Here is a 20,431-nt window from a genome sequence, read left to right as displayed (position 1 = left end):
GAGTCGTGGTCCTGCTGGACGGGGTCACCAGGTGGTCGCGGCATATCGCTCGCCGTCGATCACCACGGCGACCTGGGTGCCGTCGTAGCCGTAGTAGCAGTCGAGCTGGACGGTGGTCGAGGCGCCGAGCTTCACGTCGTAGCCGGGGCCACCCGGGGTCGTCCAGACCTTGCTGCCCGTCATGCGGATGTTGTGCCAGCCCGCGGTCGAGTCCGGGTTGTTGTACGACCAGCACTCGACGCGGTGGGACTTGCCGTCGAAGTCCTTGGCCGTGACCTTGAAGTAGTTGCAGTTGCCGGACGAGCAGCCGTCCTGCACGCCGGTCCGGTTGCCCTTCGACACCGTCGCCTTCGGCTGCGGCGGCGCGTCCGTCTTGCCCGTGACGGAGGTCCACGCTCCCCAGCCCGCCTCGTTGTGGGCGCGGGCCTGCAGCGTGTAGGTCTTGCTGTAGCCCGTCGGGACACCGACGGAGGCCGGCCACGACGTCTTGGTCCCTTCGTCCGAGGCGCTGCCCGACAGCTTCCACTCGATCTTGTCGACCGCCCGCCCGCCGTTGCTGCTCGGGGCGTTGATCGAGAACGACCCGTCGTCGACCCGGCCGGTGCCGTTCTTGGTCCCGCTCCAGCTCAGGCGCGGGTTTCCCGGGGTGGTGAACGGGGTCACGGAGCCCGAGCTGTCCGACCAGTCGGAGCAGGTGTACTCGTTGCACGCCTGGACCTGGAACGTGTACGTGGTGCCGTTGGACAGGCCCTTGTAGGTGTACGACGTCACGTTGCCGACGTTCTTCCCGCCGGAGCCGTTGGCCCGCACCTGGTAGTACGGGGCCGGCCCCCGGAACTCCGCCGCCGCGCTCCAGCTCACGTCCGCCTGGCCGTTCGTGGTCGACCCGAGGGCGGCCTGCACGTTGCCCGGCACCGTCGGCGTGCCGTACGGGACCACCGCGTTGGACGCGGGGCTCGCGGCGGAGACGTCGGCCTTGTTCTCGGCCCGCACCTTGAAGGTGTACGTGGCGTTCGTCTTGAGGTCCTGCACCGTCTGGGACCGCGCCTTGCCGACCTTGACGGTCTTGACCTGGGAACCGCCCTCGTAGACGTCGAGGTAGTACATGTCGATCGGGGCGCCGTTGGTGTCCGGCTCCTGCCACGACACGGTCGTCTGGCCGCCCACGGCCGTGTCCACCCGGCTCGCCTTCGGGGCCGCCGGGGCCGCCGGGGGGCCGGCGGGCGTCTCCGGGGAGGACGCCTTGCCCCAGTCGGACGGGTCCGGGGCGTCGTTCAGCGCCTGCGCCCGCACCGTGTACGCGGTGCCGTTGGTCAGGCCCTCCCACACGGTCGAGGTCCCCTCGACGCACGGCTTCTGGATCTTGCCGTCGGCCGGGGCCGGGCTGATCTCCAGGTTGACGCACGTGATCGCGGACCGGTCGGTGTAGTCCTTGTTCGTCCACGTGACGGTGAGCTGCTCGTCGCCGAACTCGAGCTTCGGCGCCGCCGGCGCGTCGGGCTTCTGGTCCGGCCGGGCGCTCTTCGACGCCGCCGACTCGTCCGAGTCGCCCACCTCGTTCGTGGCCGTCACCGTGAACGTGTACTCCACGTCGTTGGTCAGCCCGTCGAAGGTGCACGTCGTGGTGGCGCACTCCTGGGTCTTGCCGTCCGAGGCGTGCAGCGTGTACCCGGTGATGTCGGCGCCGTTGTTGTTCGGCTGCTCCCAGCTCAGCACCACCGTGCCGGAGCGCACCTCCTCCACCGTGGGCGCGCGCGGCGGCTCCGGACGGCCCAGGACGGTGACCGTCACGGTGCCCTCGACCTGGCGGTCCGGGTCCTGCGTGGCGTCCTGCACCGCGTAGCGCGCGGTGAGCACACCGTGGAAGTCCTCGTCCGGGGTGATGATCACGTCCCGGTCGTCGTACGACACGGTGCCCGACCCGGTCTCGCCGTACGCGCCGACCACGGTCAGGTCCTCGCCCGGGAACGGGTTGGTGTCGTTCTCCAGCACCGGGATCGTCACCGGCTGCCCCTGGTGGGCGTCGGGCACCTTGTCGGGCGTCGTCTGCACGAGCGGGCGCGTGGAGCCGACGACCGTGAGCTCGAGGTTGCCGCTGACGGGCGGGTTCTTGCCGTCGGACACGGTGAACGCGACGTCCTGCGTGGTGCCCTTGGGCACCGACGGCTCGACCTGCGCGGTCACGGTGCCGCCCGACACGGACGTCGTGATGCCCTTCGGGCTCTCGACGTCGAAGGTCAGCTTGTCCTTGTCCGGGTCCTTGACGTAGCGCGACAGGTCGACCGTGCTGTCCTCGCCCGCCGCGACCTGGAGCGTCGGCGAGCCGACCACCTTCGGCGGCTGGTTCGTCGAGGGCACGACGTCGATCGGCAGCGTGAGCACCGCCTTGTTGCCGTCCTCGTCGTCGGGCCCGTCGCCGTCGGTCACCTCGAAGCTCACCGACGCCGACCCGGCGAAGTCCTCGCTCGACGTGAACTCGATCGTGTCGGCGTCCTGCACGACCGCGGTCCCCTCGGTGACCTCGACCGACTTCTCCTCGGTGATCCGCGGCTCACGACCGTCCCGGACCACCACGAGCTCGCCCAGCTCGACGGGCAGCGGCTCGCCGCTGACCGCCTGGAGCGGCGTCGAGCCCGGCTTCACGTAGGGACGCGACTGGTCGCCCGGCACGCGCACGAAGGCCTTGGCCTGCAGCCCGTCCACGTCCGTGACGGTGTAGGTGATCACCTGCGCCTGCGGCGTCAGCGCCACCTGCACCTGGCCGTCCTCGCGCACGGTGACGCCCTCGGTCTGCTGGTCCACCGACACCTCGAGGTCGGCACCCACGCCGTCGGGGTCGACGTCGTTGGCGAGCACGTCCACCGTGACCGTCGAGGCGTCGCGGACCTGCTCCGCCGTCACCACGTCGTCCTTCGCGACCGGCCGGAGCAGCGGCGCGTCGGCGTCCACGTTCACCGTGACCGACCCGGTGGAACGTGCCTTGAAGGCGTCCTGGACCGTGTAGTAGAAGGACGTCGCGCCCTCGTCGGCGGGGGCCTCGAGGACGATGTCGTCCTCGACCGCCTTCGGCGTCAGCCCGTCCGGCAGCCCGTCGAAGCCGTCCTTCACGAGGCCGATCTCGTCGCCGTCGGGGTCGTTGTCGTTCTCCAGCGCGCGCACGGCCACCGTGCGCCCGGGCCGCACCGTGGTCTCGTCGTCCACGGCCTGCGGGGGCTGGTTCGTCTCCGGCGGCGCGGCGATGCCCACGTGCACGGTGCCCTGGCCGACCGCTCCACGGGTGTCGGTCACCTGGTAGGTGAAGGAGTCGAAGCCCGCGGCGCCCTCGGCAGCCGTGTAGTCGACGAACCCGTCCACGATCGTCGCCGTGCCCTGCTCCGGGGCCGCGGCGATCGAGCTCAGCGTGACCTGGTCGCCGTCGGGGTCGGTGCCGTCGAGCGCGAGCGGGATGCGCACCGTCTTGCCGCTGAGCACCCGCGTCTCGGTGTCGGGCACCTGCGGGGCGGTGTTCTCCTCGTCGTCCTTGATCGTGATGGTGACCTGGGCGGAGTCCTTCTGACCGTTGCTGTCCCGCACCTCGTAGACGAGGTGGGCGGTGCCCGCCTCGGGACCCGCCTTGAACCGCACGGTGTCCTCGGAGACGAACGCCTCGCCGAGCTCCGCCTCGGGCTCCTCCTGCAGCTCGTCGTTCAGCTCGACGTCCAGCCCGTCCGGGTGCGTGTCGTTGTCGAGCACGGGGACGGTGACGACGTCGCCCGTGTGGACGATCGCCTCGTCGGCACCCGCGTCCGGCGGCCGCAGGGTGTTCGGGGCCGGGATGGGCACCACGCGCACCTGGCCGGTGGCGGAGCCGGTGCCGTTCGCGACGGTGTACTCGAAGGTCACCGGCTCGTCGAGCCGCTGCTTCTCCATGATCTTGAGGACGTCGTGGTTGAGCACCGCCACGTCGACCGGGGAGTCGTCCGGCACGGAGACCGACTGCACGACGAGCACGCCGCCCGCCGGGTCGGTGTCGTTCGCCAGCACGTCGAGCAGCGCGGAGCCGTCCGACGGCAGCAGCACCTGGTCGGAGACCACCACCGGCGGGGCCGCGTCCTCCGGCGGCGCGACGACGTCCACCCGGACGAGCCCCGTCGTCGAGTTGGGGCCGTCGCTCACCTGGTAGGTCACGTCGAAGGACCCGGGCTCGTCGCCCTGCACCGTGAACATCCCCGCGTTGAGGTTGTTCGAGAACGACAGGCCCTTCTTCTCGGTCACGTGCACGAGCCGGAGCGGGTCGCCGTTGGGGTCGGTGTCGTTCTCGAGCGGCCGCACGGTGACCGGCTGGCCGGCGAGCACCGTGACGTGGTCCTGCACCGCGACCGGTGGCTCGTTGGTCGCCACGACCTCGACGATCAGCGTCCCCTCCACCGGCTTGCCCCGGGAGTCGGAGACCGTGACGTCGACGATCTTGCGGCCGGTGGCCGCCCCGCCGTCGCGGAACTCGATCGTCCCGTCGGGCCGCGAGCGCACCTCGTCCTTCGGGTCGCCCGTGCTGGCGTGGGACAGGAACAGGTCGTCGCCGTCCGGGTCGCGGAAGTACGGCAGCACCTTGATGCTGGCGGTGCCGTCCTGGCCGACCCGCAGCACGGGCTCGCCCGTCTGGGTCGGGGCGTCGTTCTCGGACTCCGGCACCACGGTGAGCGTGACCTTCGCGGTGTCGGACCCGTCGCGGCCGTCGTCGACCACGTAGGTGAGCGTCGTGCTCCCCGTCGCGTCCGTGGGCACGTCGGCCTGCAGCGCGGCGCCGTCGAGCACCCGGTCCACGGCGATGTCACCGGTCGGCTCGCCGTCGACCTCGACGGTCATGACGTCGCCGTCGGGGTCGACGTCGTTGCCGAGCACGTTGAGCACGGTGGTGCGGCCGGGCCGGACGCCGAACGAGTCGTCCTTCGCCTGCGGCGGCCGGTTCTTCTTGTCCCGGTCGGCGACGAACTGGTCGACCTGCTCCGGCGTCGTCTCCTCGGACTCGGTCTTCTCGCCCTCGTCGTTCTCCGGGATGGTCAGGTCCCAGTCGTCGACCTTCTGGAACTCGTCCGCCGCCATCCACAGGGTGCCGCGGGCCACGTCGTTGAGCACGATGACGTCGCGGTTCACGCGGTAGACGAGGCTGCTGTCGGCGGAGAGGCCCTCCAGGACGACGTCCTGGTCGTCGTCGGTCCCGGGGCAGTCGCGCACGACCTGCCCGGACACCGACCAGGCGCCGTAGACGCACTCGCCGAGCTGGACGGGCCGCGCGGGCGTGCCGTTCGCGGTCCGCTTCGTCGGCGTCCCGCCGTCCAGCGGCTGGGAGACCAGCCCGCGCGAGGTCGCGAGGAGCACGATGTCCGAGTCGGGCGACGGCTGCTGCAGCTGCGCCTCGGCGCCGCCGTCGATCTCCACCGCGTCGCCCCCGGGCAGCACGACCTTGCCCGTCGAGCGGTCGAGCACCACGGGCTCCTCGCCCACGGTGGTCACCTGCACGTCGGTCCCCGGCTGCACCGAGAGCCGTTCCTCCTCGGGGTCCTCGGCCGTGCCGCGCGCGCTGGTCGGGATGGTCCACAGCTTCTGGTCGGCCGGGGACGCCACGACGGCGGTGCCGCCGGTGCTCACCTCGAGCCGGGCGCCCTTGCCCACCTTCTCGAGCACGGGCTCCGTCTCCTCGGGGTCGAAGGACGCCGCCCCGTCGAACGGGAGCACCCACACGCTGCCCGACTCGCCGTCGTAGATCGCGGTGGTGGCGCTGCCCGAGGCGACCTGCGCCCCTCCGGGCAGCTTCATCGTGCTGGTCAGGGCGAGCTGCGCCGGGTCGACGGGGCTGGCCGAGGAGTCCCCCGTGCTCGACAGGAGCACGCGCTGCGCGTCCTGCTGGACGTCGAAGCCCGTCGTGTTGGCGTACAGCGTGCCGTCGAGCGCCTTGGCCTCGTAGTTGAACCGGCCGATCTCGCCGTCGGCGGCGTTCGTCACCCACACGCCGGAGTCGTTGAGGTCGACGTCCACCGTCGCCTCGCCGTCGTACCAGAGCGCGAAGCCGGTCAGCCCCGCGCCGAAGAGCGCGACGACCCCGACCGATGCGATGGACCGACGGTTCTCCACGGCACGAGAGACGAGGCTCATGCGGTTCGGTTCCTCTCCTACTTCTGGGCAGGTGCGGACAGCGGCTGGTGCGACAGCCCGCGCGCTACCGTCGCGCCGCGGGCGGAGGACCGGTCTGACCCATCTGGGGAAGTTGCCTGGGAACCGGCGTGATGCATACCTCGGCGAACCCTACCGAAGACGCCCGACATGACGCGGTCCGTCTCGATGGGTAGGCCTCCCCATGCACCGCCGCACTACGGTAGTGGGCGAACCCCACCCACCTGATACGTCCGGGCCCGGATCGCACGCCGATCTGAGCAAGACCAGAGCAGCAAGGAGCAGTCGTGGCCGACTCGTCGTTCGACATCGTCAGCAAGGTGGACCGCCAGGAGGTGGACAACGCCCTCAACCAGGCCGCCAAGGAGATCGCGCAGCGGTACGACTTCAAGGGGGTGGGCGCGTCCATCGCGTGGAGCGGTCAGGACACCATCGTCTTCGAGGCGAACTCCGCGGAGCGCGTGCTCGCCGCCCTCGACGTGTTCCAGACCAAGCTCGTCAAGCGCGGGGTCTCGCTCAAGGCCCTCGACACGGGCGAGAACGAGCCCCAGTCGTCCGGCAAGGTCTACCGGCTCGCCGGCTCCCTCAAGGAGGGCCTCGCGGGTGAGAACGCCAAGAAGGTCACCAAGCTCATCCGCGAGGAGGGCCCCAAGGGCGTCAAGACGCAGATCACCGGCGACGAGGTCCGCGCGACGAGCAAGTCCCGCGACGACCTGCAGGCCGTGATCGCGCTCCTCAAGGGCGCGGACCTCGACTTCGCGGTCCAGTTCGTCAACTACCGGTGACCGCACGGGCGGGCGGCGCACGCCGCGGGTTGCCGCGCGTGGTCGCGACAGACCTCGACGGCACGCTGCTGCGCTCGGACGGCACCGTCTCCGCGCGCACGCGCCGCGCGCTGCGGGACGTGGAGGACGCCGGAGTCGAGGTCGTCTTCGTCACCGCCCGCCCGCCCCGCTGGCTGGCCGACCTGGGCGACCTGGTCGGCGGCCACGGCCGGGTCATCGCGCTGGGCGGCGCCGCGGTCTGGGACCTGGGCTCCGGCCGGGCGCTGGACGCCTGCGGCTTCGGCGAGGGCGTCGTGCAGGAGCTCGTCGCCGGGCTGCGGGCGGCCGTGCCCGGGGTCGGCCTCGCCGTCGAGACCGTCCGCGGCCCGGCCTTCGACCCCTGGTTCCCCGACGGCGAGCCCGGGCTCGACCGCGGCCTGCGGGCCGTGCCCGTCGAGCACGCGCTGCGCGGCGGGGACGACGCCGTGGCCAAGCTGCTCGCCGTCCGGCCCGGCACCCCCACGCAGGGCTTCGGCGTCGTGCAGCGCGGCGACGTCCGGGACGACGACCAGGAGATGTTCTTCGACCGGGTGCGCGAGGTCGTGGGCGGCCGGGCCGAGCTGCACTACTCCGGCGCCGCCGGGCTGGCCGAGCTGCTGCCGCCCGGCGTGACGAAGGACGTCGCGCTCGCCCGGTGGTGCCGCCGGCTCGGCGTCGACGCCCGCGACGTGTGGGCCTTCGGCGACATGCCGAACGACCTGCCGATGCTGCGCTGGGCCGGCCGCGGGCACGCCGTCGCCAACGCGCACCCGGACGTGCTCGCCTGCGCGGACGCCGTCGTGCCCGGCAACGACGACGACGGCGTCGCCGCCGCGCTCGAGGCGGCGCTCGACGTCTCCCCGCGCGTGGACGGCTACTCCGCCGAGCCGCTCTCCCCCTGAGCCTGCGTGCGCTGCCGGTCGGCGACGAGCTGCGCGCGCAGCTCCTGCACCTCCGCGACGAGCAGCGCCACCTGCGCCTGGCTGACCATGCCGACGGGCGCCTCCCCCGCCGCACCCAGGCGGTCGTCGGGCGACGACGTGTCGGTGACCCGCTCCACCAGCCAGGACGAGAGCGTCGCCGTCACGACGCCCAGCAGCGCGATGCCCCCGAGCATCAGGCAGACCGCGATGACCCGGCCCGTCGGGGTCACCGGCGTGAGGTCGCCGTAGCCGACGGTCGTGATGGTCACCATCGCCCACCAGAACCCGTCGCCGAGGTTGACGATGTTGGCGCCCGGCGCACCCCGCTCGGCCTGTGTCACCGTCAGCGCTCCGACGACGACCAGGAGCGCGGTGCCGGCCACGGCGAACCGCACCACGCGTCCCCGCAGGCGCACGGCGTTGACGCGGTTGAGGCGCACCACCACGGAGACCAGCAGCAGGGGGCGCAGCACCGGCAGCACGACCACGGCGAGCTCGAGCGGGTGCCGGCGCACGTACCGCCACGGGTGCGGGGCCAGCCGGGTGCGCACCACGTAGTCCAGGACGAAGAGCAGCCACGTCACCCCGAGCACGACGGAGCAGACGGCCCGCACGTCCGGCGAGACGTCCGGGCGCGCGATCGGGATCGCGTACGCGACCAGGAACAGCAGGGAGATCGCCGTCAGCGGCCACTCGGTGGCCGCCTGCCAGCGCCGCAGGCGCGCGTGACCGGCGTCCGGGTGCGACGACGTCGGGCGCTCGCGCTGCCCGGGCTCGGCCGTGTCACGGGTGTCGTCCCGGCCGCCCGGCGGGGCTGAGGTCATCGCAGGTCAGCCTGGCAGACCGACGTCGGCCACGCTCCCCGAGCGCGGCCGCGCGGGGCGTCAGTAGCGGGTGATTCCCCCCGGGCCGAAGCCCGTGCCGCCGGCCATCTTCTCCAGGCGGGCGATGCGGTCCGCCATCGGCGGGTGCGTGGAGAACATCTTCGCCATGCCGGCGCCGCGGAACGGGTTGGCCAGCATGAGGTGGGAGACGTTCTGCAGCTCGCGGGTCTGCGGCAGCGGTGCCTTCGCCGTGCCGGACTCCAGCTTGCGCAGCGCGGACGCGAGGGCCATCGGGTCGCCCGTGAGCTTGGCGCCGTCCTCGTCCGCGTCGTACTCGCGCGTGCGGGAGATCGCCATCTGGATCATCATCGCGGCGAACGGCGCGAGGATCGCCATGGCCAGCGCGGCGAGCGGGTTGCCGCCCTCGCGCCGGTCGCCGCCGCCGAAGATCAGCAGGAACTGCGCCAGCGAGGTGATGACGCCCGCCATCGCGGACGCCACCGAGGACGTGAGGATGTCGCGGTTGTACACGTGCATCAGCTCGTGCCCGAGCACGCCGCGCAGCTCCCGCTCGTCGAGCAGGCGCAGGATGCCCTCGGTGCAGCACACCGCCGCGTTCTTGGGGTTGCGCCCGGTCGCGAACGCGTTCGGCGCCTGCGTGGGCGAGATGAACAGGCGCGGCATGGGCTGGCGGGCCTCGGTGGAGAGCTCCCGCACGATGCGGTACATCTCCGGCGCCTCGAGCTCCGTCACCGGGTAGGCGTGCATCGCCCGGATCGCGATCTTGTCGGAGTTCCAGTAGCCGACGAACGTCGTGACGAGGCCGATCCCCACGAAGACGACGAGCATGCCCGCGCTGCCGCGGAAGAACAGCGCCCACAGACCGAGGACCACGGCCCACATGACGCCGAAGAGCGCCGCCGTCTTGAGACCGTTGAAGTGCTGGTGGCCCATGTGTCCTGCCGTCTCCTTCCGTGCGCCCTGCCCGCGCCGGCGCGCCGGCAGGATGTCACGGGGTGAACGCGCCGAGGGCCCGGGCGGTTCCCGCCCGGGCCCTCGTGCCGATCCGTCGGTCCCGCCGTCAGGCTCGCACCGTCACGCGCGACCCTTCGCGATGTCGAGCATCTCGTCGCGCGGCACGACCTTGATCCGCTCGCGGCCGTGCGGCTCGCCCAGCGCCTTCTCGTGCTCGTCGAGGAGCACGAAGTGGTCCCACTCGACGACGTCCACGCCGCGGTCGGCGAGGAAGTCGAGCACGGCCTGCGGGTCCGCCTGCGTGGCGGTGCGGCCGGACGCGAGGTCGCCGGTCGCGACGTCGCCGCCGTCGCCCACACCCGTGACGTCCTCCACGAGGTGGCGGATCGTCTCGGACGCGTCGGACTTGGTGTGGCCGATGAGGCCGACCGGCCCGCGCTTGATCCAGCCGGTGGCATACACGCCGGGCAGGTGCTCGCCGTCGAGGTCGACGACGCGGCCCTCGCGGTTGGAGATGACGCCCTTCAGCTCGTCGAAGGGGATCTCCGGCAGCGGCGAGCCGAAGTAGCCGACCGCGCGGTACACGGCCTGGACCGGCCAGTCGTGGAACTCGCCCGTGCCCTTGACCGTGCCGTCGCCCTGGAGCGCCGTGCGCTCGGTGCGCAGCCCCACGACCTTGCCGTCCTCGCCGAGGATCTCGGCCGGCGCGTGCAGGAAGTGCAGGTGCAGGCGGCGCGAGGCCTTCTGCGTCGACGGGTCGACGAGCGTCCAGTCCGTGAGCGTCTTGACGACCTGCTTGGTCTGGTTGGACGACTCGACCGCGGCCATCGAGCCGTCGTCGAACTCGTAGTCCTCGGGGTAGACGACGATGTCGACGTCCGGCACGTGGCCGAGCTCGCGCAGCTCCAGCGGCGAGAACTTCACCTGCGCCGGGCCGCGGCGGGCGAACACGTGCACGTCGGTGACCGGCGAGGTCTTGAGGATGTCGTAGACGTTGGCCGGGATCTCGGTGGGCAGCAGGTCGTCCGCGTGCTTGGCGAGGATGCGCGCGACGTCGAGGGCGACGTTGCCGGCGCCGAGCACGGCGACCTCCTTGGCCTCGAGCGGCCAGGTGCGCGGCACGTCGGGGTGGCCGTCGTACCAGGACACGAAGTCCGCCGCGCCGTACGAGCCCTCGAGGTCGATGCCGGGCACCGGCAGCTCGTGGTCCTTGATCGCGCCCGTGGAGAAGATCACGGCGTCGTAGAACTGACGCAGGTCGTCGAGCTTGAGGTCGACGCCGTAGTCCACGTTGCCCAGCAGGCGCACGTCGCCGCGGCCGAGCACGCGGTGCAGCGCGGTGATGATCTGCTTGATGCGCGGGTGGTCCGGGGCGACGCCGTAGCGCACGAGGCCGAACGGGGCGGGCAGGCGTTCGAAGAGGTCGATGCTCACGTCGAGGTCGGTCTTCGACAGGATGTCCGCGGCGTAGATGCCGGCGGGGCCTGCGCCGACGATCGCGACGCGCAGAGGTCGGATGCTGCTCACTGCGGGATACGCCTTCCGGATCGGGGATGCGTGGCGTTCGATTCTAGGAGGATTCTCCTGCGATCGGGTGAGGCTTACCTCACCTGTCAGGGTCCAGCCTTACCCAGGGTGCCACAACCGTCCCGCCATGTGAACGGCTTGTCTTGCAGATCGGTCACAGTTGCCTCGGGCTTTCATCAGCGCGCCAGTCGTTCGACCACGGCGCCGTACAGCGCCGGCGCCCGGGCCGCCGCCGGCACGACCCGGCCGCGCAGCGGCGACGTCGCCGCCGCCACGAGCCCGGACGTGAGCCAACGCACGTCCCGGGTGGCCCGGGACCACGCACGCTCGTACCCGGCCGGGTCGTCGAGGTCCGCGACGGCGGCGCGCGCCTGCGCGAACCCGACCCGGAGCCCCTCCCCCGTCAGCGCGTCCACGTAGCCGGACGCGTCCCCGACCAGCCGCACCCGCCCGGCCGTCCGTGCCCGGCTGCGCACCCGCATGGGCCCCGCACCCCGCACCGGCCCGGCCGCCGGCGCGCCCGCCAGCCGGTCGGCCAGCTCCGGCAGGGTCGCGAGCGCCGTGTCGAGGTCCGCGCCCGCCGGGCCGAGCACGGCCACGCCCACGAGGTCCGGGGCCACGGGCGTGACGTACGCCTCGACCCGCGGCGCCCAGTGCACCTCCACCAGGTCCGTCCACGGCGGCACCCGGAAGTGCCGGCGGAGCCCGAACCGCCGCCTCCGGTCGCGGCCGACGCGCCGGCGCGCGACGCCGGGGGGCCCGTCGTCGCGCAGGTCGAGCCCCACCTCCCTCCGCACCCGCGAGTGCAGCCCGTCGCAGGCGAGCAGCCAGCGGCCGCGGACCCCCGCCGCCACGGCGCCCTCGGCGTCCTGCACCACCGCCCCGGCGCGCCGGGGAAGCACGGACGCGCCGGCGTCGAGCGCGGCCGCGTGCAGCGCGGCGTGCAGGGCGGTGCGGCGCACGCCACGGCCGGGCCCGGCCGCGAACCGGTGGTCGGCGGCGACCCCGTCCTGGCGGTAGGAGATCCCGCGCAGCGGCCAGCCCGGCGGGTCGACCCCCAGCCGCCGCACCGCGGCGAGCGTGCCCGGCATCAGCCCCTCGCCGCACGCCTTGTCGACCGGTGCCGACCGGGGCTCCAGCACCACGACGCCCAGCCCGGCCCGCCGCGCCTCGATCGCCGCCGCGAGGCCGACGGGGCCGCCGCCGACCACCAGCACGTCCGTCTCGACGTCGACGCCCTGGTCGGGTCGACGCATCAGCCGGCCCCGGCGGCCCGCAGCGCGCGTTCCTCCGCGGGGATGCGAAAGCTCAGCAGCAACCAGGCGTTCAGGACGGTGAACACCAGCGCCGTCACCCACGCCGTGTGCACCAGCGGCAGCGCGACGCCCTCGACGACCACGGCCACGTAGTTGGGGTGCGCCAGCCAGCGGTAGGGGCCGCGGCGCACCAGCGGCAGCCCGGGCACCACGATCACGCGCGTGTTCCACCGCTCCCCCAGCGTCGCGATGCACCACCAGCGCAGCCCCTGGCTCGCGAGGACGAGCGCGAGCATGGGCCACCCCAGCCACGGCAGGAAGGGCCGGTCGGCGACGACGACCTCCACGACGCACGCCACCAGCAGGCCGGTGTGCAGGGCGACCATCGCCGGGAAGTGCCCGCGGCCGGACTCGACGCCCCCGCGCGCGAACGACCAGCGGGCGTGGCGCGCCGAGACCACGAGCTCGGCCAGCCGCTCCACGCCGGTCGCGAGCACCAGGGCGGCGTAGAGCGCCGCGCTCATGCCGCCCCCGCGGCGGCCGCGCGCAGCAGCACCAGCTCGACCGCCACGCCGGGCCCGAACGCCATGAGCACCGCCCACCCGCCCGGCGGCGGCGCACCGTCGTCGAGGGTCGCCGCGAGCACGTGCAGCACGGAGGACGACGACAGGTTGCCCTCGGCCGCCAGCGTCGCGCGGGTGCGGGCCAGCGCCTCCTCGGGCAGGTCGAGGGCGTCGCGCACGGCGTCGACGATCTTCGGCCCGCCGGCGTGCACCACCCAGGTGCCGACGTCGGCCGGCTCCAGGCCGTGCGCCGCCAGCAGGTCCTTGACGTCCCCCGCGAGGTGCGCCCGCAGCAGCTGCGGCAGCTCCGCCGACAGCACGATGCCGAACCCGGTGTCCCGGACCTCCCACCCCAGGAGCCGCTCGGTGCCGGCGTAGAGCCGGCCGCGGGCGTCCACGACCCACGGCGCGGGGCGCGGGCCGCGGGCCACGACGTCGTCGCCGGCGACGACCACCGCGCTCGCCCCGTCCCCGAAGAGGCCGGACGAGAGCAGGTTCGCGGTCGAGCCGTCGTCCCGCTGCAGCGTGAGCGAGCACAGCTCGACGGAGACCAGCAGCGCCACCTGGTCCGGGTGCCCCGCGAGGTACTCGTGCAGGTGCGCCAGCCCGGCGGCGCCGCCCGCGCACCCGAGCCCGAAGGACGGCACGCGGCGCACGTCGGGCCGCAGCCCCAGACGGGCCACCAGCCCGGCGTCGACCGACGGCGCGCCCACGCCCGTCACCGACGTGAAGAACAGCAGGTCGACGTCGCCCGGCTCCACGCCCGCGGCCGCCAGCGCCTCCCGGCACGCCCGCTCGGCCAGCGCCGCCCCCTCGCGGGCGAACACGGCGTTGGCGTCCGCGAACCCGAACGGCCGCTCGTAGTCGGCGAGCGGGAGCGCGAGGTGCCGGGTGCGCACGCCGGCCGCGGCGTGCAGCCGGCGGGCCAGTTCGCGGCGCGGCCCCGCGTCTGCCAGCAGCGGGGCGACCATCTCGGCGATCCGCCCCTGGGGGTGCGCCGGACCGGGCAGGACGGGGGCGACGGCGAGGACGCGCGACATGCTTCGCATCGTGGCACCGGCGCCGCTCTCCCGCGCGCGGGCACCCCGCCGGACGCGGCAGACGCGCGCCGCGAGCCTTCCTTCCGCGCGAGAACCCCGCGTCCTGCCCCGGGTCACGGGGCGACAGGCGTAGTTTCCCGTCATGGGCAGCGACGTGGCGGCACGGGTGCGCGGGTTGCTGCTCGCCACGCACCCTGCACCCGCGGCGGTGGTCACGGGGCTGGCCCTGGTCTTCGCGGTCGGCGTCGGCCTCCCCGGGGGCCGCGCCCTGCTCGTCACGGCGGCCGTCGCCGCCGGCCAGCTGTCGGTCGGGTGGAGCAACGACTGGCTGGACGCCGCGCGCGACCGCCGCGTCGGACGCGCGGACAAGCCGACCGTGACGGGCGCCGTCGCGCCCCGCACGCTCCGGACGGCCGCCATCGCCGCCCTGGCCGGGTGCGTCGTCCTGTCCTTCGCGACGGGGCTCGTGCCGGGGCTGCTGCACGTCGCCGCGGTCGGCAGCGCCTGGGCCTACAACGCGCGGCTCAAGTCGACGCCGCTGTCGTGGCTGCCCTACGCCGTGAGCTTCGGCCTGCTGCCCGCGTTCGTGGTGGCCGCGGCGGGCGACGGTCGCGTCGCGGGCTGGACGGTCGGCGCGGCAGCGCTGCTCGGCGTCGGCGCCCACCTCGCCAACGTGCTGCCGGACCTGGAGGACGACGACGCCACCGGGGTGCGGGGGCTGCCGCACCGCCTGGGGCGCCGGGGCGCGAGCGTGCTGGCGCCCGTGGTCCTGGCGGCGGGCAGCGTCGTGATCCTCCTCGGCCCGCCGGGCCCGCCCTCCGTCGCGTCGGCAGCGCTCACCGGCGGCGCGGTCGTGCTGGCCGCCCTCGCCGGGACCGTGGGGCTCGTGCGGCCGCACAGCCGCGCGCCGTTCCTGCTGAGCCTGGCCGTGGCGGTGGTGTGCGTGGTGCAGCTCGTCCTCGCGGCCGACGCCGTGGCGCTCCCGGGCTGACCCGGCCCGGGGCGGCCGGACGGGCTGTGGACGGCGCCCCCGGCGCCCCGACGCCGGCGCATAGCATCCCGACGTGCCCCCGATCCTCCAGCGTGCCCGTGCCGAGGTCGCGCCCCACCGCCGCGCGGCGACGTGGGGAGCCGCCCTCGCCGCGGCCTGGGCGGTCTGGGCGAGCGGACCCGGCTGGTCGACGCCGGCGCTCGTCGTCGCGGCCGTGGCGGGGGCCGCGCTGTGGGTGATCGACGCCCGCACGCACCGGCTGCCGGACGCCCTCACCTACCCGACGACGGCGGTCGTCGGCGCGCTCCTCGCCCTCGCGGCGCTCGGCGGCGGGACGTGGGACACGGCGCTGCGGGCGCTCCTCGGCGGCCTCCTGCTCGGCGGCGCGTACCTGCTGCTGCACCTCGCGCACCGCTCGGGGATGGGGCGCGGCGACGCCAAGCTCGCCGCGCTGCTCGGCCTCGTCACCGCCTGGTACGGGTGGTCGACGCTCGTCGCCGCGGCGGTGCTCCCGATCCTGCTCGGCGGGGCCGTGGCGATCGTGCTCATGGCCTCCCGGCGGGCGTCGCGCGGGACGGCGCTGGCCTTCGGCCCGTACCTGCTCGCCGGCGCGGCGATCGCGGTGACGCTCGCCCGGCTGGCCTCCGCCTAGCCCGTCGACGCCCGGTCACGAGGCAGGCCGGAGTCAGGTCGGAGGCAGGTCGCGGCGGCCGGTCACACCGTCCGGTCGGCCAGCGCCTGGGCGAGGTCGGCGAGCGCCTGCTTCACCGGGCCGTCGGGCAGCGGCGCCAGCTCCGCGGCGGCCTCGCGCGCCCACCGGCCGGCGAGGGCGCGGGTCTCGGCGAGCACGTCGTGCGCCCGCAGCTCCGCGACGACGTCGGCGAGCGCGTCGTCGCCGGCGAGGTCGCCGTCGAGCCGGGCGACGAGCGCCGCGTCCGCCGCGGAGCCGTCGCCCTGCGCGACCCGCTGGCGCAGCAGCAGCACGGGCATCGTCGGCACGTGCTCGCGGAGGTCGGTGCCGGGCGTCTTGCCGGACTCGTCGCCGGAGGACGCGATGTCGAGCACGTCGTCGGCGAGCTGGAACGCGACGCCCACCTTCTCGCCGTACGCCGCCACGGCGTCGACGACGGCCGGCTCGCACCCACCGAACATCGCACCGAGGCGCGCCGACGTCGCGAGCAGCGACGCCGTCTTGTCGCTGAGCACCTGCAGGTAGTGCTCCACCGGGTCGTCGTCGGCACGCGGCCCCATCGTCTCGTGCAGCTGGCCGAGGCACATGCGCTCGAAGGTGCGCGACTGCAGCACCACCGCCTCCGGGCCGAGGCCGGCGACGAGCGCGGACGCCCGGGCGAACAGGAGGTCGCCCACCAGGATCGCGACCGAGTTGCCCCACACGGTGTGCGCCGCGGGGGCCCCGCGGCGCAGCGGCGCGGAGTCCATGACGTCGTCGTGGTACAGCGACGCGACCTGCGTGAGCTCCACGACGACCGCCGCGTCCACGAGCTCCGGGCGCGACCCGTCGCCCAGCTCGCCCGCGAGCAGCGTGAGCAGCGGGCGGAACCGCTTGCCACCGGCCGCGACGAGGTGCCGCGACGCGTCGTCGGCCAGGGCGTCCGCCGAGGCCACGGCCTCGTCGAGCGCCGCGTCCACCCGCGTCATGCGCTCGGCGAGCCGGTCGGCGAGCGCCGGGTCGGACAGCGGGATCGCCGGAGGCGCCGGGGGCGGCGTGGGCCCGGGCCGGGGGGCCGAGGCGGAAGGAGCGCGAGTCACTGTCCGAACCTATCCGGCCGGGGCGCCGAACACCGCACCGAGACGGCCCTCGGCCGCGTCAGGTCGGACACCCCGGCGGGTGCGCCGGGCCGGCCACCCGACCTCGGGTCGGCGCGAACGTGGGCCGACCCGAGGACGGACCGCCGACCGGAGGTCGTCAGGGGCGGAACTGCGCCGCCTGGCCGACCAGGTCCAGCGCGCCCGACGGGAGGATGCCGAGGAGCAGCACGCCCACCGCGCACACCGCGATCGCGAACGCCGCGGGACCGCGCGAGCCGACCACCGTCACGACCGTCCGCGAGACGAGCGTGCGGGTCGCGGCGCCCGTCACCGTGGCGGTGCCACCGCTGCCGCCGCCCTGCTCACCGCCGTCCGTCGTCCCCGACGAGGCCGCGCCCGTCGACGTCGTGCCCTGCTCACCGCCGGGCGGCGGGGTGAGGACCATGAGCACGATGACCCGGACGTAGAAGAAGACGGAGACGGCGGACGCGAGCACGCCGAGCAGCGCGAGCGGCCACGCCCCCGCCTCGACGGCGGCCGAGAAGACGCCGAACTTCGCCACGAACCCGGCCGTGAGCGGGATCCCCGCCATCGACAGGAGGAACAGCGAGAACGCCGCCGTGAGCCACGGGGCCTGCCGCCCCAGGCCCGTCCACTGCGCCAGGCGGGTGGCCTCGCCCAGCACCACGCCGTCGTCGGGGACCGGCCCACCGGCCCCCCTCTCGGCGGTGTCGTCGTCGCCCGACACGGTGCGCTCGCGCACGAGCGTGACGACGGCGAACGCGCCGACGGACGCGAGCCCGTACGCGAGCAGGTAGAAGAGGACGGCCCGCGAGCCGGCCTCGTCCATCCCGACCACGCCGACCAGGAGGAACCCGGCGTGCGCGATCGCGGAGTACGCGAGCAGGCGCTTGACGTCCGTCTGCACCGCGCCGACGACGGTGCCGATCAGCATCGTGAGGATCGCGACCGCCCAGAGCGCGACCTCCACGTCGTGCCGGACGGCGGGGCTCAGGCCGTTCGCCAGCGTGAACAGCACGCGCACCAGCGCGCCCATCGCGGCGGCCTTGGTGCACGCCGCCATGAAGCCCGTGATCGGCGTGGGCGCGCCCTGGTACACGTCCGGGGTCCAGGCGTGCAGCGGCGCGGCGCCGATCTTGAACAGCAGCCCGCTGAGCACCAGCAGCAGCCCGACCACCACCAGGGCCGTCATCGACCCCAGCGGCGAGACGGCCGGGTCCGCGAGCACCTGCACCACGCCCTGCAGCCGCACCGTGCCGGCGAAGCCGTAGACGAGCGCGATGCCGAAGACGAACAGCGCGGAGGCGAACGCGCCGAGCACGAAGTACTTGAACGCGGCCTCCTGGCTGAGGAGCCGGCGGCGGCGCGCCGTCGCGCACAGCACGTACAGCGGCAGCGACAGCACCTCGAGCGCGACGAACATGACGATGAGGTCGTCCGTGGCCGGGAAGAGCAGCATGCCGCCGGTCGAGAACAGCAGGAGCGGGTAGATCTCGGTCTGCTGGAGGCCCGCACGGCGCGTCTCGTCCTCGTAGGCCGTGCCCGGCACCGCCGCCGCGGACGGCGCGAACGCGTCCTGGCCGGTGGTGGTGCGCTCCGCGACGACGAGCACGCCCAGCAGCGCGCACACGCCGATCACGGCCTGCACGCCCAGGCCGAACGGCGTCAGCAGGTACGACCCGCCCACCACCGACACCGCGTTCTCCTGCACCCGCTCCCAGAGCAGCCCGACCGCGACGAGCGAGCCCGCGAGCGCCGCCAGGGTGAGCGTGAGCTGCGTCGCGCGCCGGGCCTTCGCCGGCACGAACGCCTCCAGCAGGACGCCGAGCACGCCCGCCGCCAGCACGATCAGCACCGGCGACACGGCGGCCCAGTCGATGGTCGGGGCGACGAAGTCGTTCACAGCTGGCTCCCCTCGGTGAAGCTCCCGTCAGCCGAGCCCGTCGCGACCATCGCCTGGGTCTCGACCGGTTCTACCACCGGAGGTGGATCCGTCTCGCCGACCTGCTCGACGGCGACCTCCCCCGGCGCACGCACGTAGTCGAGCACCGGCCCGGGCACGAGGCCGAGCACGAGCAGGGCCCCCACGAGCACGCCGGCCACGGTCTTCTCCCGGCCGTCGAGGTCGCGCGCGGACGCCAGCTCCGGCGTCGTCTCCCCCGTGAACATGCGCTGGTAGGTGAGCAGCACGTAGACCGCGGCGAGGACGACGGCGGGCACGGCCACGAGCACGGCGGCGGGCCAGCGGGCGTACGACCCGAGGAACACCATGATCTCGGAGACGAACGTCGCCAGGCCGGGCAGGGCCGCCGCGGACAGGCCGGCGACGAGGAACGTGCCGCCCAGGATCGGCGCCACCCGGCGCAGGCCGCCGTAGTCGCCGATGAGCTGGCTCTGGCGCGGGTGCCGCGCGATCGCGAACCCGGCGACGAGGAACAGCGCCCCGGTGGAGATGCCGTGGTTGAGCATCATCAGGCCGGAGCCCGCGGTGCCCAGCGACGTGAAGGTGAAGATGCCCAGGACGATGAACCCGAAGTGGGACACCGACGTGTAGCCGATGAGGCGCAGCAGGTCGCTCTGGCCGATGGCAAGGACCGCGCCGTACAGGATCGAGATCACCGCGAGCACGATCACGAACGGTGCCGCCCAGCGGCTCGCCTCGGGGAACAGCGGCAGGCACAGGGTGAGCATCCCGAAGGTGCCCACCTTGTCGAGCACGCAGATGAGGAGCGTCGAGGTGCCGGGCGTCGAGTGCTGCGTGACGTCGGGCAGCCACGAGTGCACGGGGAACATCGGCGCCTTGATCGCGAACGCGAGGAAGAAGGCGCAGAACATGAGCTTCTCGGCCGTCGGGTCGAGCGTCAGCCCCGTGAGGTTGTCGGTGAGGAACGTCTGCGGGCCGCGGTCCGCGGCCGGCACCTGCAGGTAGAGCGCGATGACGCCCACCAGCATCACGAGGCCGCCGGCCAGCGAGAACAGCAGGAACTTCACCGCCGCGTACCGGCGCTGCGGCCCCTGCCCGAACCCGCCGATGAGGAAGTACGCCGGGATGAGCATGGCCTCGAACACCACGTAGAAGAGGAACACGTCGCGGGCGACGAAGACCGTCACCATGAACGCCTCGAGCAGCAGCACGGTGGCGAGGTAGCGGCGCAGCCGCACGTGGTCGCCGCCCTGCTCGCGCCAGGCCGCGAGGATCACCAGGGGCACCAGGCCCACCGACAGCGCGACCAGCAGCAGCCCCACGCCGTCGACGCCGACGGCATAGCTGGCGCCGATCGGCGGGATCCAGGAGTACGTCTCGGTGAGCTGGTGGGTCCCCGCGTCGCCGGTGTCGAAGGCCGCGAAGGCCCCGACCAGCAGGAGGACCTCCACCAGCGCGCCGACCAGGGCGACCGTGCGAGCGGCGCCCGCACCGAACCTGCCCCCGGTGACCGGGCCGGCGGCCGGGCGGCCCCGGCCCACGCCCGTGAGGGCCGTCGCGGCCGCGGCCACCAGCGGCCACACGATGAGGACCGTGAGCCAGGGGAACCCTGCGGACATCGTCATGCTTCCCCGTCCTTCGTCGTCGACACCGTGTCCGGCGTC

At 74.0% G+C, this 20,431-nt stretch carries 14 protein-coding genes; 4 read left to right on the top strand and 10 right to left on the bottom strand.

Annotation, left to right across the window (positions count from 1 at the left end; all coding sequences use genetic code 11):
- Positions 1 to 24 precede the first annotated feature (24 nt).
- A complete protein-coding gene (locus ACFQ80_RS12920) occupies positions 25 to 6,132 on the bottom strand; it encodes an Ig-like domain-containing protein (protein WP_430563927.1) in 6,108 nt (2,035 codons plus the stop codon).
- Between the two features lie 305 nt (positions 6,133 to 6,437).
- Between ACFQ80_RS12920 and ACFQ80_RS12915 the strand changes: the two genes are divergently transcribed.
- Complete coding sequence (locus tag ACFQ80_RS12915; RefSeq protein WP_429764848.1) at positions 6,438 to 6,935, top strand: YajQ family cyclic di-GMP-binding protein; 498 nt, start codon at positions 6,438 to 6,440, stop codon at positions 6,933 to 6,935.
- A gap of 38 nt (positions 6,936 to 6,973) precedes the next feature.
- Positions 6,974 to 7,855, top strand: coding sequence for an HAD family hydrolase (locus tag ACFQ80_RS12910; RefSeq protein WP_430563926.1), 882 nt, complete (start codon positions 6,974 to 6,976; stop codon positions 7,853 to 7,855).
- Here ACFQ80_RS12910 and ACFQ80_RS12905 read toward each other — a convergent pair.
- The 6 genes from ACFQ80_RS12905 to ACFQ80_RS12880 all read right to left on the bottom strand — a co-directional run bounded on the left by ACFQ80_RS12905 (position 7,828) and on the right by ACFQ80_RS12880 (position 14,061).
- Entirely contained in the window at positions 7,828 to 8,700 is an 873-nt protein-coding gene (locus ACFQ80_RS12905; protein ID WP_430563925.1) for a potassium channel family protein, read from the bottom strand. The two genes, ACFQ80_RS12910 and ACFQ80_RS12905, sit on opposite strands and share 28 nt — an antisense overlap.
- Positions 8,701 to 8,760: 60 nt before the next feature.
- The gene (gene htpX / locus ACFQ80_RS12900; protein ID WP_429764854.1) at positions 8,761 to 9,654 is read right to left on the bottom strand and encodes a zinc metalloprotease HtpX; all 894 of its coding nucleotides are present in this window, start codon (positions 9,652 to 9,654) and stop codon (positions 8,761 to 8,763) included.
- Between the two features lie 141 nt (positions 9,655 to 9,795).
- The gene (locus ACFQ80_RS12895) at positions 9,796 to 11,202 is read right to left on the bottom strand and encodes an FAD-dependent oxidoreductase (RefSeq protein WP_430563924.1); all 1,407 of its coding nucleotides are present in this window, start codon (positions 11,200 to 11,202) and stop codon (positions 9,796 to 9,798) included.
- Positions 11,203 to 11,378: 176 nt separating this feature from the next.
- The gene (locus ACFQ80_RS12890) at positions 11,379 to 12,458 is read right to left on the bottom strand and encodes an NAD(P)/FAD-dependent oxidoreductase (RefSeq protein WP_430563923.1); all 1,080 of its coding nucleotides are present in this window, start codon (positions 12,456 to 12,458) and stop codon (positions 11,379 to 11,381) included.
- A complete protein-coding gene (locus ACFQ80_RS12885) occupies positions 12,458 to 12,982 on the bottom strand; it encodes an isoprenylcysteine carboxyl methyltransferase family protein (RefSeq protein WP_430563922.1) in 525 nt (174 codons plus the stop codon). The genes ACFQ80_RS12890 and ACFQ80_RS12885 overlap by 1 nt, the downstream gene beginning before the upstream one ends.
- On the bottom strand, positions 12,979 to 14,061 hold the full coding sequence (locus ACFQ80_RS12880) for a type III polyketide synthase (protein ID WP_430563921.1): 1,083 nt from the start codon (positions 14,059 to 14,061) through the stop codon (positions 12,979 to 12,981). Before ACFQ80_RS12880 ends, ACFQ80_RS12885 begins: the two co-directional genes overlap by 4 nt.
- Positions 14,062 to 14,203: 142 nt before the next feature.
- Between ACFQ80_RS12880 and ACFQ80_RS12875 the strand changes: the two genes are divergently transcribed.
- A complete protein-coding gene (locus tag ACFQ80_RS12875; protein ID WP_430563920.1) occupies positions 14,204 to 15,052 on the top strand; it encodes a UbiA family prenyltransferase in 849 nt (282 codons plus the stop codon).
- Positions 15,053 to 15,125: 73 nt separating this feature from the next.
- On the top strand, positions 15,126 to 15,704 hold the full coding sequence (locus ACFQ80_RS12870; RefSeq protein ID WP_430563919.1) for a prepilin peptidase: 579 nt from the start codon (positions 15,126 to 15,128) through the stop codon (positions 15,702 to 15,704).
- A 62-nt stretch (positions 15,705 to 15,766) separates the two neighbouring features.
- Here the strand turns inward: ACFQ80_RS12870 and ACFQ80_RS12865 are convergent, their stop codons facing one another.
- The 3 genes from ACFQ80_RS12865 to ACFQ80_RS12855 form a co-directional block, all read right to left on the bottom strand.
- Positions 15,767 to 16,711: a polyprenyl synthetase family protein gene (locus ACFQ80_RS12865; protein ID WP_430563938.1), complete on the bottom strand. Its 945-nt coding sequence runs from the start codon at positions 16,709 to 16,711 to the stop codon at positions 15,767 to 15,769.
- A 268-nt stretch (positions 16,712 to 16,979) separates the two neighbouring features.
- Complete coding sequence (gene nuoN / locus ACFQ80_RS12860; protein WP_430550569.1) at positions 16,980 to 18,746, bottom strand: NADH-quinone oxidoreductase subunit NuoN; 1,767 nt, start codon at positions 18,744 to 18,746, stop codon at positions 16,980 to 16,982.
- Entirely contained in the window at positions 18,743 to 20,386 is a 1,644-nt protein-coding gene (locus ACFQ80_RS12855) for an NADH-quinone oxidoreductase subunit M (RefSeq protein WP_430563937.1), read from the bottom strand. The genes nuoN and ACFQ80_RS12855 overlap by 4 nt, the downstream gene beginning before the upstream one ends.
- Positions 20,387 to 20,431: the final 45 nt, after the last annotated feature.

The organism is Isoptericola sp. NPDC056578 (assembly GCF_042793275.1).
Classification (GTDB): domain Bacteria; phylum Actinomycetota; class Actinomycetes; order Actinomycetales; family Cellulomonadaceae; genus Isoptericola.
Note: the sequence above shows the minus strand (reverse complement) of the source record. Positions and strands in the feature narration are given on the sequence as shown.

Bases quoted from the DNA above. Each gene is read 5' to 3' on its own strand.
- ACFQ80_RS12920 (WP_430563927.1), bottom strand. From the start codon at position 6,132: ATGAGCCTCGTCTCTCGTGCCGTGGAGAACCGTCGGTCCATCGCATCG.
- ACFQ80_RS12905 (WP_430563925.1), bottom strand. From the start codon at position 8,700: ATGACCTCAGCCCCGCCGGGCGGCCGGGACGACACCCGTGACACGGCC.
- htpX (WP_429764854.1), bottom strand. From the start codon at position 9,654: ATGGGCCACCAGCACTTCAACGGTCTCAAGACGGCGGCGCTCTTCGGC.
- ACFQ80_RS12890 (WP_430563923.1), bottom strand. From the start codon at position 12,458: ATGCGTCGACCCGACCAGGGCGTCGACGTCGAGACGGACGTGCTGGTG.
- ACFQ80_RS12885 (WP_430563922.1), bottom strand. From the start codon at position 12,982: ATGAGCGCGGCGCTCTACGCCGCCCTGGTGCTCGCGACCGGCGTGGAG.
- ACFQ80_RS12880 (WP_430563921.1), bottom strand. From the start codon at position 14,061: ATGTCGCGCGTCCTCGCCGTCGCCCCCGTCCTGCCCGGTCCGGCGCAC.
- ACFQ80_RS12875 (WP_430563920.1), top strand. From the start codon at position 14,204: ATGGGCAGCGACGTGGCGGCACGGGTGCGCGGGTTGCTGCTCGCCACG.
- ACFQ80_RS12865 (WP_430563938.1), bottom strand. From the start codon at position 16,711: ATGACGCGGGTGGACGCGGCGCTCGACGAGGCCGTGGCCTCGGCGGAC.
- ACFQ80_RS12855 (WP_430563937.1), bottom strand. From the start codon at position 20,386: ATGTCCGCAGGGTTCCCCTGGCTCACGGTCCTCATCGTGTGGCCGCTG.